Origin of the sequence: Proteus vulgaris (genome assembly GCF_011045815.1) — a bacterium.
Lineage (GTDB): Bacteria > Pseudomonadota > Gammaproteobacteria > Enterobacterales > Enterobacteriaceae > Proteus > Proteus vulgaris_B.
Genome location: NZ_CP047344.1, coordinates 593,582 through 608,421 on the forward strand (window position 1 = coordinate 593,582; position 14,840 = coordinate 608,421).

Genomic DNA, 14,840 nt, shown 5'->3' on the forward strand with positions numbered 1-14,840 from the left:
CAGATACCCTTTTTAGACTGGTCAGATGAGATATCTATAGCATAACGAGAAGTGAGTGATTAAGAGTTCATTATGTTAACAAGTTGTGATCTTAATCATGGAAAAGGTGAATAGCACGTTATAAAGCAATAATAATCTAAGTGATTACTTAATGAGAACAAATAGTGATAATAAAAATCACACTCATTCATAATATTTCATCATATAATGTAGTGTACCTATTAATACGTATTAAAAACACACATCACTATTTTGAATTTGGAGACGTTATGATTAATAAATTTAATCAACTTGTTGACTGTTCTGACTTGGGTAAATTGATACTACGTGTTTCTCTTGGAGTTTTAATGTTATTACATGGACTTCATAAAATGGAACCGGGTGGATTAGCTGGTATTCAGGGTATGTTAGCTAATTTTAATCTACCCGCCTTTATTGCATACGGCACAGTAATAGGGGAAGTTGTCGCGCCTATCTTACTGATTATTGGCCTATTTACTCGCGCCTCAGCACTTGTTTTAGCCGGTACAATGTTTGTTGCTGTCTTGATGGTTCACTCAGGTGATCTATTTGCATTAAATCCCAAAACAGGAGGATGGGCACCAGAAAGTGCGGGCTTCTATTTATTTGCAGCAATTGCTGTGATGTTTTTAGGTAGCGGTCGTTTTGCCATTAAAAAAGATTAGCAAATTTAATAGTCAATAAATTTGAATTTAATTGCTGTGACTTGATTAGAATTGATGAACAAACGCCCAGATTTCTAAATGTATTTACATTAGAACTGGGCGTTTTCTTTTAGACAATATTATAACTTATTGATTTTAAATGTGGGTTATTTTTTATTCGCAGGTGTTAGCTTAAAGACCTTCTCATTTTCACCTAACCATTGGTGAGCCACTTGATTTATATCGTTAACATTTAATGTTTTTATAATGGCAGGATCAGTAAGTAAACGCTGATACTGTTGGTCATCAGTTGCAACTTGAGCAAGGGCTTCTGTCCAATAACTTGCACTGTCATTTACCTGTGAATTTTCAGTTAGCCAGATATTTTTAGCCTCTTGTAGCTCTTTCTCTGTAATGCCTGACTGTTTAACTTCATTCACGACTTTACGAGCAAGGGCAATTAATTCATCTGCACGCTCAGGTGATGCCGTAAAGTTTAAACGGCCGGTATAGTAGCTTGTAGGCACTTTCGTTAACATTTCAGAGAATCCAAGTGAATAAATTCCACCCGCTCTTTCACGTAGATTGAGTCTTAAACGTTGGCTGATCACAGTATCCAGTAAATTTAACGCAAGCACTTGTTGTTGTGACCATTGAGCTGGTGCTGCATATTGAATACTTACCATACTCTTATCACTGCTTGCGATAGGGTATGTTTTGCTAAATGAAGTTAGCTTTGGATTAATGGCAGGATCTGCCCAGAATAGACGCTGTTCCGAGCGTGTCGGGAGACTTGCAACCCAGCGCTCAATCAGAGGTTTTACCTGATTAATATTGACAGGGCCACTGATAACTAATGTCATATCAGCAGGTTGCCCTAAGATCATTTGGTTTGTTTGCTGTAATTGTTGGGCTGTAAATTGCTTCCAAGTACCTTGAGGTGAAACTACAAGGCGCTCGCCATTTTGATAACTTTCTTTATTGATACTATCTAAGAACGTACGTTCAACAGGGGTTTTTGAAATACCTAATGCCATGGCTTGCTTTTGTTGCTCTAACTTCTCACCATTAAATTGTGGAGAAGTTATTTTTAGATGCATTAAGGTTAGCAAGGTTTCTAATTCATCAATTGGCGCTTCGCCACGGAAACCATGGAATAACAGTTCGCTGTAAGGGCGCAAACTAATTTGATGTTGCTTGGTAAATAGCGCTAATTCACGTGCGTTGTAATGGCTGTATCCACTCACTTCAGGTAATTTCAATGCCCATTGCACCATACCTAAGCTTTGGTTTGTTTCAAGTGATGAGCCACCCGGAATACGCAGTGAAACTTGAATATTATCTTTGAGATAACTGTCATTTTTCACAATCACTTTTACGTTATTGCTCAGAGTCCACTGTTGCGTTTTTTCAATAGGGAGTGATTGCGTTGAAACAATTGAACCTGTGAGTTCAGGTTTAATATCTAATACAACAGCTTGCGTTTTTAGGGTAAATGCTCCTGGATTTGACTGTCTAATTTCTTGCCAACGTTGTGCTGCTTTAGTTGCATTAAATAAATTAGCATCACTATCCGGGCCAATCACAGCAACTCGTGGTGATGCCTGTTTTAGATATTGAGCAAAATAAGCTGACAATGTTTCAGGGGTCACTTTATTGATTAATTGATAGCTTAAATTTAGGGCCTGTTTTTTAGTTTGAATTGGCATTTCCAATTCAATGGCTGTTGTGATTTGGTTGGCTAAATAATCGTGCTCATAACGCTCTTCACCCGCAGCTTGTTGGCTTAGGCGTTTTAGCATTGCATTACGAGCATTATCTAACTCTTCTTGAGTCACTGGAACAGAGGCGAGGCGTTGAACTTCTGTAAATAAGATATCTAATGTACCTTGGTAATCATTACCTTTAGGGTGGGCAATCATCAATTGTTGTGAACGGCGAGGATCTAATATTGCGCCTTGAGCATTAGCGCTAATGGAAGCCGTTAAACCATTATCAACGATAGTGGAGAAACGTTGATTTAAAATTGATAGCCATAATGAATCCATTAAATCTTCATATTGACCTTGGCGACTATTTAAAGGTGCTGGTAAAGTCCACTGTAAGGTAAACTGTAAAATACGTGAACCTTGCTCTTTGTCGAAAATCGTTTTAACCAGTAGATCTTTATGATCGATAAAATTGTGCCAAGAAGGATCATCAATTCCTTTGTTTTCGCTATTTTTAGCGTTAAACAGTTGCTTAATATCCGCAATAGCATCACCCTGATTAAAGTTACCGACCAGTACTAATGCCATTCTTTCTGGTTGATACCAAGTATCGTAATAGCGTTTTGCATCTTTCACATCGCCATGTTTAACAATTTCTAAATCGCCAATAGGATCACGATCCAGATAACGGCTCCCGTAATAACGTAATTCTTCTAATTGGCGGTTAATACGAAAACCGATACCTTGGCGCAAACGCCACTCTTCAACAATAACAGGGCGTTCTTTATCAAACTCAATAGGGTCAAATGTCATTTCAAATGCCCAGTCTGATAAGATCCTTAATCCTGTTTTAATTTGGATCGGGTTTGCATTCGGCAATGACAGTTTATAGGTCGTTGCATTTAAGCTTGTCGCAGCATTAACATGACTACCTAATTTCATACCTAGGCTTTCAAGTTGTTTAAAGCCGGTTGTTCCCGGAAAATGAGTTGTACCTTTAAATGCCATATGTTCAGTAAAGTGTGAAAAACCAAGCTGTTTTTCATCTTCTTGAACAGAACCACTTTTTACTAAAAGACGCATTTCAACACCCGTTTGTGGGCGTTGCAGTAAGTAGACGTCTAAACCATTATCTAGGGTAAAATGGCGAACATCAGGGCGCAGTAATAGCGCGCTTTTGTCATTTTGATTTGGGGTACTTGCCGCACACCCTAAAAGGGAAAGACTGACGGAAACAATCAGTAATTTACGATACATATTCGGTAACTCCAGCAGGTTGAGAGGAGGACACGGTAGGGGCTTTGAGTGAAATCACATTATCTGCAATCACATGTGTAAAGCGCTGGTGGCTCACTAAGGCAATACCTGCAGTTGGCAGATGTTGTTTTAGCAACTGCAACATGTTCAATGCATTTTGTTCATCAAGTGCAGAGGTGGTTTCATCTAATAAAATAAGATCAGGTTTATTGAGTAATAAACGGGCAAAAATAAGACGTTGTTGCTCACCACCTGATAGGCGTGTTGTCCAATCCGTTTCAAGTGAAAGTTGATTTTTTATTTTATCTAAGCCCACCAAATGAAGTACTTCTTCATACTCTTTAGCGGAGAATTGATTAGGCTGACAAGGATAAGCGAGCAAACTGTTTAAACGTGCAAAAGGCAGATACATACGCTGTGGGAGCCAACACACATTTGGTGAACGTTGAATTTCCCCTTTGAAATAAGGCCAGTGCCCACTTAATGCTCTAAGCAGTGTTGATTTGCCTAAACCAGAGCAACCTTCAATAACGGTTAATTCACCCGCTTTTACAGAGAAGTTAATATCTTGGATTAACAGGCTGTCATCTTGCATAAACAGAGAAAGATTGGCTTTTAATTTAATCTTTTTATCATTTAAATCAGTGACTTCTGGCTCATGGTCGTGCTCTAACAGTACCACGAAATTATAAAGACGTGTCACCGTTGCTTGCCATGCCGCAATTTCTTTATACGAGAAAATAAACCAGCTTAATGCCCCTGCAACACTAGAGAATGCTTGTCTCAACTGCATTAATCCCCCCAGCATTAACTCACCAGCAAGAAATTTAGGTAAGGCAAAGATAATCGGTGCCATCGCAGTAGCTTGTTGATAGCCGACAGTGAAGAATGCAAGATTTCTTTCGTAGCGAATAAGGTTATTCCAGTTATGAATAACCCCTAAAAAGCGACTCATTAATTCATTGCGATCACTCATTTCACCACGCTGACCTGCAATCGCATCGCCATGTTGTTTACGGGTGATAAGCGCAGTACGGTAATCAGCTTCTTTGCGTTGCTTATCCATATTAATCTTACGCAATGGTGAACCAATAAACTGCGTAATGGTGATCCCGATAATGGTATAGATAATACAAGCCCAGAACATATAGCCGGGAATTGTCCACTCGCTGCCCCCTAATGTGAAAGAGATAGCGCCAGACAGTGACCAAAGAATGGTGGCAAAAGAAATAAGGGTGAGTAACGAGTGCAAAAATGTCACGGTTAAACGCATTGTTGATTCGATTAGTAAACGAATATCTTCTGCAATACGTTGATCCGGGTTATCAGGCTCTTGAGAAGTCAGCCTTAACATGTAGTGTTTACTGTTTTTTGATAACCAGCGATCGAGCACTTGTTCAGTCATGCCTTCGCGCCAGCGAATAACCATTTTTTGACGTAAGAAATCGCCCATTACCACAACAGTAATTAATCCTGCAATAATAATGACAAATTGTTGAAGAAGCTTGTAGAGTGCTTGCCCATCAAGTTGTTGTAATGCGTTATAGAAACCGCCATTCCATTCATTCATTTTGACGTTAAACCAGACGGATGACAGGGTTAAGGTCAAAGAGACAATCAATAGAAACCAGCAGTAAAGGGCGGCACGCCGCCCCCAAAAAGGTGAAACTAAATAGAAAAATTGTTTTATTGTTTTCATTGCTTATTGGTCATATTTTTATTGTGTATCGACTTGGTTGCTCACATTAACTTCGTCAATTTATTAATAGTCGTAGCTGACTTGTAACCAGAACTGACGACCTGGTTCATAAGATTTGTAATCGTTATTTTTATAAGTGAAGTGATCGGCAACGTTTTTAGTGTTAAGGACGTTATTCACTTCCACAGAGACACCTACACCATAAGCAAACTCAGGCTGCCAACTTAACTTTGTATCCCATGTAAAGCGGCTACTGTAATTTTGTTTTTTATAGGCATAAATATAACCAGCTTCAGGCGTTTGAATTGGGTTACCGTTATTGGTTTTTTCTGCTTGAGAGCGCCAGCTATTCCATTGCAATTGGTTAAACCAAGTCACATTCCATTCATCCCAAACGCTCGTGAGATCTGCTGTGATTTTTAATGGCGAGTTAAAGTTGCCAGAAGGTAAGTCTTTGGCATCGATGATTTTTCCATCATATAGCACTTTGTTCCGGTTAACGTTTTGAGTGTTTGGACTAAAGTCGGCATAACCTGAATCTTTCGGGGTATTGGTTTTGCTTTGTTGCCAACTTATTGAAGCATTGAAAACATGATCAGCTTGTGCCAATTCCCAAGGCTGACTATTTTTCACTGATAAAGTCACTGTATCGTGTGAACTACGGCCATTATTATTAAATGCACGAATATTCATTTTTTCGTAATCAGTGCTATCAGGATATTTTGTATCACTACGCACTTCATCACGACCGTTACGATGAACGTATTGTAAACGCCAAGTGGTTGAGGCAATTTCTTGTTGTAAACCTAGAGTGAATTCATCGTTATAAGGTGTTTTTAACGAATCTAGACCGTCAAAATCGGTACGGTTATTCCAGCTGGCATCAGATGATTCACAATCGAAGTAACAGTGTTGCAAACCTGCATTTTGTGCTCCATATAATGCGTAAGTTAACATGGAGCGACCGTAGTAACGGTTTACACCACCAATTAAGAGGGTATTGCCTGTACCCCAAATATCATAAGTACCACTTAAACGAGGTGAAATATTGTTTCTTTGAACAAAATCATCTCTATCTAAACGAATACCAGGACGCAGTGTTAAGCGTTTATATTGAATATTGTCATCAAGATAGATTGCATAATTTGTATAGGTTGCACTATGGCTGCCTGATTGGAAGCGCGTTGTATTTGAGCGTCCGCCACTCCACTCGTTTGTATCGGGATCCGTTATTCCCGTATAGAAGTAACTATAAAAATCTTTATCTCTGATATAAGAGCCTTTGGTTCTAGCAACTTCAAAGCCTGTTGTAGGTTGGTGTATAGTTGAACCTAAGTCATAAGAGTTAAAACGCATTATCGCTTTAGTACTTACGGTTTCTTGATTGCTCTTTAGGTCACCCTGACCACCACTGTTATAACTTGTTGGTGTTGACCAACCGGTAATCGCATCATCTAAACGAATAAAGTAATTTTGATCATTCGTTCGTTTATCTTCTAACTTTTGATAACCTGTTGTTAATTCTAAGGTACCAAGATCTAATCGATGTTTATAAAGCGCAGTAAAACTTAAACCATTATGCTCATTGTCATAGCCTGAATTATAGACTGAACCTGAGAATAGATAGCTTTTATAACGCGCGATATTACTTGATAAATCAAGAGATTGAGTATCTGAAATATCCCAAGAGTATTTAATAAAATAGTTATCTGAAGTTCGAGTTTGATCGCGATAACCTGCGTTTTGTTCAACTTGTTCTAATTCATAGTCAGGTGTATGGATAAAGCCACCTGCGCTACTCATCATCATAGGAATGGTTGATTCACGGCGAGATGCAGAGAATATTAAACCTGTATGTTCAGTTAACCCTGTTTCAAACCAACCACCAAAGTTTTGTTTATCATATTTTTTCTGGAAACGAGCGGGATTACTAAAATCATTGTTTGCTGTATCAAAATTTAGTTTTGGATCAGTGAAAATATTGTTCCAGCTTGAGCGCGTTGTGCGGTAATAGGCATTGGCATGCGTTTCACCAGACCAGCGACGGCTTTGTACATCAACGGTTCCGCCTGTAAATCCACCAAATTCTACAGGAATGTTGTTATCGTAAACCGTGACACTATCAATTAAGCGACTATCAAGATACATCCCTTGCTCATCACTAGTAACACGAGTATTGGTTTCACCATTACCAGAATTAGCCGGATCAAAGTCATTGTTAAAACTGACACCATCAAGTTTATAAGAGTTTTGATAACTACTAGAACCATGAATAGAAATACGTGAAGGTTTAATTTCACCCTGATTCATTGATGTGCTGTCATTATTAGAGAATTGAACCGCGGGGTTACTTTTTAGTAAGTCAGTGATGTTACCATCACCCGTATTACGCTGTTTGATCTCTTCTGCGGTGATGTATTGCGGAGCGGAAACAACATCGGTAGCAGGGTGATAACTGCTACCTACACCCGTGACTTTAACTTCAGGAATAACAATCGCATTAGTCGTTGCAAGAGGACGAATAACAAATCCACTTCCTTGTGGAATAATTTCTAAACCACTACCAATTAAGACTTTTTGTAATGCAGTTTGGGTTTCAAATTGACCTGAAAGTGCTGGAGCACGTAGATTTTTGACCGAATTAGCATCAAATAAAATTTGGACTTGCCCTTGTTTTGCAATGGCACTTAATGAATCAGCTAAAGATTGTTCTGGTAAAGCCACTGAAATTGCAGATGCATAAGCGCAAGGTGCGGCAATAGTGGTACTTATTAGCAATGCTAGCAGAGACCTCTTGAGGGTCCCTTTTTTGTTATTCATTCTCATTTCACCAATCCCATTCACTAACTTAATAATTGTTGTTATTAGGGAAGAGGGTGAAATGAGAATTATCCTCACCTGTAAAAAAGAATATTTTTCATATTTGTTTTTACTTGTTGATAATTAACGCATTATTTTTATCGGTGAAAACCACATTAACCGGCAATATAAGTGGAATTGCGGTAATAAAGCCTTTTGCATCGCTAATATTGGCAACGCCAGAGACTTTCATTTTGGCAATATCAGGGGAGGAAAATTGAATATTGATATCTAGGTAAGGTTTCAGTTTCGTTATCACTTCATTCAATGGTTGTTCAAAGAAATGCAGTTGACCAAAACGCCAACTTCCCACGGAATCAATATTGACCGAAGAAATAACAAAACTGTCACTCGTTAATTTGCTGGTGGCTTGAGAGCCTGCATACAAATATGTAGGAGAAGATTTAGGTGTTGCTTTAACCTCAACGATACCTTCATGAACAGCAACGTTAATTTGGTTGTCATCATATCGGCTGACTTCAAATTCAGTACCGACAACTTTAATTAATCGTGTATCTGCATGCACATAAAATGGGCGGTAATGGTTTGGTTTTACTTTGAAATAAGCTTGGCCTTTATCTAACCATAATCGCCTTTCTTCTTGTACATAAGCGACTCTGACTTGCGTGTTTCTGTCTAAATAGACTTTAGAGCCATCTGCTAAGGTCATCTCTTTTGGTAAGTCACTGGTTGCAAGCGTCATATTATCCATTAGTAACGCAGGTAAATGACTATAAGGGAGATATAAAACAGTGAGTAGGCAAAAAGTTGCGGTAGTGTGGATAGCGGGACGCCAAAGAGAACGTTTTTTCTTTTCAATGGTGGTTATTGTTGGTCGTGATAATGCATCACATTGACGCCAAATACCCGCAATATCTTGATATGCTTGCCGATTTACATCATTTTTTATCCATTCTTTAAATTCTTGGCGTTGTTTGGAGGTCATTCTTTGGCTGTGTTGTCGGGTGAACCAAAGAGCGGCTTGCTCATCAATAGAGTCATTGAGTAATTCATCATCAGTTTCTAAAAAAAGAGGATCTGCGCCCTCATCTGTGTGAGGTTTAGTTTCCGGTATGTTTTTTTCCGGCTTACTCATCATTCGTGCATTTCTCCTGTCCTGCATCGACGTATCTTTTGCAATGTAATAGAGCAGCCGCAATATGTTTTTCCACCATACTAATTGAGATCTCCATTTGTTCTGCAATTTCGCTTTGTGATAAACCATCAAAACGATAAAGAACAAACGCTTCTCGGCGGCGTGGGGGCAAAGTTGCAATTGCTTCACTAAGTAGATCTAAACGTTGTTGATGCTCAAGGACGTATCCCGGATCAAGCTCAGTAGTATAATTTTGAGCTGCATCATCTAATTCATAATCATCCTGATAGATATTTTTCTGCTTTTGATTTTTTCTCCAATGGTCAATCAAAACGTGGTTCGCTATTTTAAACAAAAAAGCACGCTGTTCTTGTACAGGTGTTTGTTCTTTTCTGTTTAACCATAGTGTAAACACATCTTGAGACAAATCATCTGCATCATGGTAATTACCCGTACGTTTGTGGAAAAAACGCACAAGTTGTCCATAGGTTGATTGATAGGCACAACTAATTTTTTGTGCCAATGATTTATCGCTAGCCATAATCTCTGGTGTCTAAAAAAGAGTGAAATAATAAGCTCTTACTGCTTCTCATACGAACAAGTTATGATAATTATCAAGCTAATTTTTTATTGTATTATTAATAATAAGCAATATCATTTGTGTTTGTATTATGCCTATAATTCATCAGAAAGAAAATCAGAGGCAAGAATTATGAGTAGTATGTCGGCGACTTTTTCACGCCGTGGGTCATTTTCTATTGGTGGATTAACTGCCAGTATTTTATTTCATACAACGCTAGTCGTTGTCGCTATTGGCTGGATAACCTCTAAAGATGAACGCCATGGTGTTTTACCACCCGCAATGACAATGGATCTTGGTATCTATCAATTAGCTAAGGCAGAAACAAAAGATGTCCCTGTTGGGCCTGAAAAAGTGATGTCTGTTCCTGAACCCGCAGAAACAGAACCAGAGCCTGTGAAAGAAGTATTGGATTTACCTAAAATGCCAGTAGTAGCACAAGGTATTTATGAACGTATCCCAGAAAAACCGAAAGTAAAACCTGTGGTGAAGCCACAACCCGTTGCGGTGAAAGTTCCTGATGATCTTCCTGTCTCAGAAGCCCCATCAGATGTAACAAGCGCACCTATTTCTGGTTCTAATACAAGTAGTAGTGCTCAATTTAATAGTTTCTCTTCTTCTTCGGCAAGTGGACAAATGGGGTGGGAAAGTTTAGTACATAGTCATATTGAGATGTATAAACGTTACCCAAGAACCGCAATACGTTTTAAAGCGACAGGCGTGACACAAGTTTCTATTGTGTTAAATGCAAAAGGTGAGTTATTAGATGCGAAAGTGGAAACATCATCAGGTAATCGAATTCTTGATAGAGAGGCGTTAAATACCATTAAGCGAGCTTCACCATTTCCTGCACCAGAGAGTAACCGTTTAGTGAATGGGAATATTTCATTTACAGCACCTTTAAGTTTTGATTATAGGCAAGAGAGTTAGTTAATACGGTTCTACAATTATTTATTAAATTTCAAACTCATTAGCTATATAACTATAAAAAAAGCAGAGAATAATCTCTGCTTTTTTGCTATAAAATAGAGTAAATAAATTTGGTTATTTACTCATACGTTTGTACTTCATGCGACGAGGCTCAAGAGCATCTTTGCCTAATGTCCGTTTTTTGTATTCTTCATATTCAGTAAAGTTACCTTCGAAGAATTCCACTTTACCTTCATCTTGGTAATCGATGATATGTGTGGCAATACGGTCAAGGAACCAACGGTCATGGGAAATAACCATGGCACAACCAGGGAACTCTAACAGCGCATTTTCTAATGCACGTAAAGTTTCAACGTCGAGGTCGTTGGTTGGTTCATCGAGCAGTAACATGTTACCGCCAACTTGTAGCAATTTAGCAAGGTGTAAACGACCACGCTCACCACCAGAAAGTTCGCCAACACGTTTACCTTGGTCAACACCTTTAAAGTTAAAGCGACCAACATACGCACGACTTGGAATTTCGAAGTTGCCAATACGCATAATATCTTGGCCACCTGAAACTTCTTCCCAAACAGTTTTACTGTCATCCATGCTGTCGCGGAACTGATCAACAGATGCTAACTTAACAGTATCACCTAGTACTAAAGTACCTGAGTCAGGTTGTTCTTGACCGGAGATCATACGAAATAGCGTTGATTTACCCGCACCGTTAGGGCCGATAATACCAACAATAGCCCCTTTAGGAATAGAGAAGCTTAAATCATCAATCAGAACGCGATCACCATAAGATTTTGTTAGATTATTAATTTCTAACACTTTATCCCCTAAACGCGGTCCAGGTGGAATAAAGAGTTCGCTGGTTTCATTACGTTTTTGATAATCAACGCTATTAAGTTCTTCAAAGCGAGCCAGACGAGCCTTACCCTTTGCTTGACGGCCTTTAGGATTTTGGCGTATCCACTCAAGTTCTTTTTGGATTGATTTATGGCGGGCTGCTTCAGTTGCTGCTTCTTGTTCAAGACGCGCGTCTTTTTGCTCTAACCATGAAGAGTAGTTACCTTCCCATGGAATACCTTCACCACGGTCAAGTTCTAAGATCCATCCCGCTACGTTATCAAGGAAGTAACGGTCATGCGTGATTGCAACAACAGTTCCTTCATAATCGTGTAAGAAACGTTCTAACCAAGCCACAGATTCTGCGTCTAAGTGGTTAGTTGGTTCATCTAATAACAGCATATCTGGTTTTTCTAACAGAAGACGACAGATAGCAACACGGCGGCGTTCACCTCCTGAAAGTTTCTCAATTTTAGCGTCCCACTCAGGTAAGCGCAGTGCTTCTGCTGCACGCTCTAATTGATTTTCAAGGTTATGACCATCATGAGATTGAATAATCGCTTCTAATTGGCCTTGTTCTTTAGCTAATTTATCAAAATCAGCATCAGGATCGGCATAAGCTGCGTAAACTTCATCAAGGCGGTTTAATGCGTTTTTTAGTTCGCTAACGGCTTCTTCAACGGCTTCACGTACGGTATGTTCAGGATTTAATTTTGGTTCTTGTGGTAAATAACCAATTTTAAGACCTGGTTGTGGACGTGCTTCACCTTCAATATCGGTATCGATACCCGCCATAATGCGAAGTAATGTTGATTTACCGGCACCATTTAGACCAAGCACACCAATTTTCGCGCCCGGAAAGAAGCTGAGTGAAATGTTTTTAAGGATATGTCGTTTTGGTGGGACAATTTTCCCGACACGCAACATACTATAAACGTATTGAGCCACTATAATTACCCTTTGATTATAAAAGAGATTTTCTCTGAGGTGCCGTTTTTCGCAATAAAAACAAATTTTTTGTAATTAAGCCGCGTTTTTAGGGCACCTAAATGAACAATAGCAAAGTCAATGTCAGTAATTTGCCAAAGACCCGAAAATGATGAAAGTCGCCAGTATACCCGATTTATAAAAGAAAACCTTAGTCAAAAGCGAGGTTTTTATCTACCTTTCGTGCTTCCTCTGAAAGTAATGAAAATTTCTCTTAAAGAGGGGAACTTACATTGTTAATGATTATCATATTAGCTAATGTATTCAGTATTTGGTGGTTCTATTTGAGGTGGGAGGCATTACGTGGTTAAGCAAAAGTGGTCATTAGCAGTCGCAATAGGGGCTTTGTGTTTTTCAACATGGACACAAGCAGATTCATTAAGTGAACAACGTGTTCGCTATCAAGAGATTAAAGCGGCATGGGATCTTAAAAAAATAGATGAAGTTGAAAAATTACTCCCAACATTAGAAAACTATCCACTTTATCCCTATCTGGAATATCGCCAAATTACCGATAATCTTGATGTTATTGCGCCTGCCGCGGTGAGTGAGTTTGTTGCGAAATATCCGACATTACCGCCAGCAAAAGCACTTCCTTCGTTATTTGTAAATGAATTGGCTAAGCGTCAAGAATGGCAAAATTTACTGACTTTTAGCCCTAATCCACCTAACCCCAAAGCAGCTAGATGTAACTATTATTATGCCAAGTGGGCAACCGGTGATATTCAAACTGCATGGATAGGGGCTAAAGAAGCATGGCTAAATGGCACATCAATGCCATCAAGTTGTGATCCCCTTTTTGATGAATGGCAAAAAGCTAATCAATTAACACCAGAATTAGTATTAGAACGAATTAACTTAGCAATTAAAAATGGAAATACAGGACTTGCGGCTTATTTAGCAAGACGCCTTCCAGAAAACTATCAAACGATTAGTGATGCTTTAGTTGAATTACAAGACTATCCAAACTTAGTTGGGCGCTATGCAACTGCACTTTCACCAACCGATTTCACTCGTTCTATCATACAATCGGCATTTTCACGTTGGGCAAGAAAAGATGCAGATGCGGCTAGAGCGCAATTGGATAATATCGCACATGCCCAAAAAATGACGGCGAGTGAACGCCAATTAATGCGTGATACTGTAGCGTGGCAATATATGCCTTATGCCACACCAGAACAGGTGAAATGGCGTGATAGCGTTATTCAAGATACCGCATCAGATACACTGCGTGAACGTCGTGTACGCCTAGCATTAAGCCAAAACCAACCAGCGGAATTGGCGTTGTGGTTAGAAAGACTCTCTCCTGAAAGTAAAAATAAGGAAGAGTGGCGTTATTGGCGTGCAATGGTATTGCAATCTCAAGGTAAAAATAGCGAAGCACAAGCTATTTTAGAAGCGCTGACGCAAAATCGTGGTTTTTATCCAATGGTTGCCGCAACCAAATTAGGTAAGCCTTATGTGATGGTGATAGATAAAGCACCGAGTGTTTCATCAAGCATCCCTAATCAGCCAGAAGTACAACGTGTTCGCGAATTAATGTATTGGCAAATGGACAACTTAGCGCGCTCAGAGTGGGCAAACTATGTTGCTTCGCAACCCGCACAAATGCAGTCTGAATTAGCACGCTATGCATTTGAACAAAAATGGGCTGATTTAGCAGTGCAAGCCACTATTACAGGAAAAATGTGGGATCACTTAGAAGAACGTTTTCCTCTTGCCTGGAAAAACGAGTTTGAACAATACACGCAAGATAAATCGATAGATCGTAATTATGCAATGGCCATCGCTCGCCAAGAAAGCGCGTGGAACCCACAAGCACGCTCTTCAGCTGGTGCAACCGGTTTAATGCAGGTAATGCCAAAAACGGCTGAATTTACGGTAAAACAAGCAGGTATTACGGGTTATGTCAGTAGTGCGCAATTAACTAATCCGGTAAAAAATATTGAGATTGGTACTGCTTATCTTGATTCTGTTTATCAACGATTTAACCAAAACCGTATTTTGGCAAGTGCTGCATATAATGCGGGGCCTGCGCGTGTTGATCGTTGGTTATCTGATGCAAATGGCCAATTAGATGCTATTGCGTTTGTAGAAAGTATCCCTTTTGCAGAAACTCGTGGTTATGTCAAAAATGTACTCTCTTTTGCTGTTTTTTATAGTTATTTTGCGGGTGAACAACAACCGGTGTTGACCGAGAATGAATGGAATAGTCGTTATTAAG

General features: G+C 39.2%; 9 protein-coding genes. 3 read left to right on the forward strand and 6 right to left on the reverse strand.

Translation table 11 applies throughout. From position 1 onward, the window contains the following. Positions 1-269 precede the first annotated feature (269 nt). Positions 270-686 carry a DoxX family protein gene (locus tag GTH24_RS02915; protein ID WP_072071044.1) on the forward strand — a complete coding sequence of 139 codons (417 nt, stop codon included), beginning with the start codon at positions 270-272 and terminating at the stop codon, positions 684-686. 146 nt (positions 687-832) lie between these two features. On the opposite strand, the gene GTH24_RS02920 is transcribed toward GTH24_RS02915, so the two are convergent. The 5 genes from GTH24_RS02920 to GTH24_RS02940 form a co-directional block, all read right to left on the reverse strand. Further along, positions 833-3,631, reverse strand: a complete 2,799-nt coding sequence (locus GTH24_RS02920) for a M16 family metallopeptidase (protein ID WP_164525929.1) — start codon at positions 3,629-3,631, stop codon at positions 833-835. Then, a complete protein-coding gene (locus GTH24_RS02925; protein ID WP_072071043.1) occupies positions 3,621-5,330 on the reverse strand; it encodes an ABC transporter ATP-binding protein/permease in 1,710 nt (569 codons plus the stop codon). Before GTH24_RS02925 ends, GTH24_RS02920 begins: the two co-directional genes overlap by 11 nt. A gap of 63 nt (positions 5,331-5,393) precedes the next feature. After that, positions 5,394-8,156 (reverse strand): TonB-dependent receptor, encoded by a 2,763-nt coding sequence (locus tag GTH24_RS02930; protein ID WP_072071042.1) that lies wholly within the window; start codon positions 8,154-8,156, stop codon positions 5,394-5,396. Between the two features lie 103 nt (positions 8,157-8,259). Beyond that, positions 8,260-9,288: a FecR family protein gene (locus GTH24_RS02935; RefSeq protein ID WP_241254016.1), complete on the reverse strand. Its 1,029-nt coding sequence runs from the start codon at positions 9,286-9,288 to the stop codon at positions 8,260-8,262. Further along, on the reverse strand, positions 9,278-9,826 hold the full coding sequence (locus tag GTH24_RS02940; protein WP_072071041.1) for an RNA polymerase sigma factor: 549 nt from the start codon (positions 9,824-9,826) through the stop codon (positions 9,278-9,280). Before GTH24_RS02940 ends, GTH24_RS02935 begins: the two co-directional genes overlap by 11 nt. Positions 9,827-9,997: 171 nt before the next feature. On the opposite strand from GTH24_RS02940, the gene GTH24_RS02945 reads away from it, so the two are divergent. Then, positions 9,998-10,795 carry an energy transducer TonB gene (locus tag GTH24_RS02945; RefSeq protein WP_072071040.1) on the forward strand — a complete coding sequence of 266 codons (798 nt, stop codon included), beginning with the start codon at positions 9,998-10,000 and terminating at the stop codon, positions 10,793-10,795. Positions 10,796-10,909: 114 nt separating this feature from the next. Here GTH24_RS02945 and ettA read toward each other — a convergent pair whose 3' ends face one another. Further along, a complete protein-coding gene (gene ettA, locus GTH24_RS02950; RefSeq protein WP_072071039.1) occupies positions 10,910-12,577 on the reverse strand; it encodes an energy-dependent translational throttle protein EttA in 1,668 nt (555 codons plus the stop codon). A 342-nt stretch (positions 12,578-12,919) separates the two neighbouring features. On the opposite strand from ettA, the gene sltY reads away from it, so the two are divergent. Then, on the forward strand, positions 12,920-14,839 hold the full coding sequence (gene sltY / locus GTH24_RS02955; RefSeq protein WP_072071038.1) for a murein transglycosylase: 1,920 nt from the start codon (positions 12,920-12,922) through the stop codon (positions 14,837-14,839). Position 14,840: the final 1 nt, after the last annotated feature.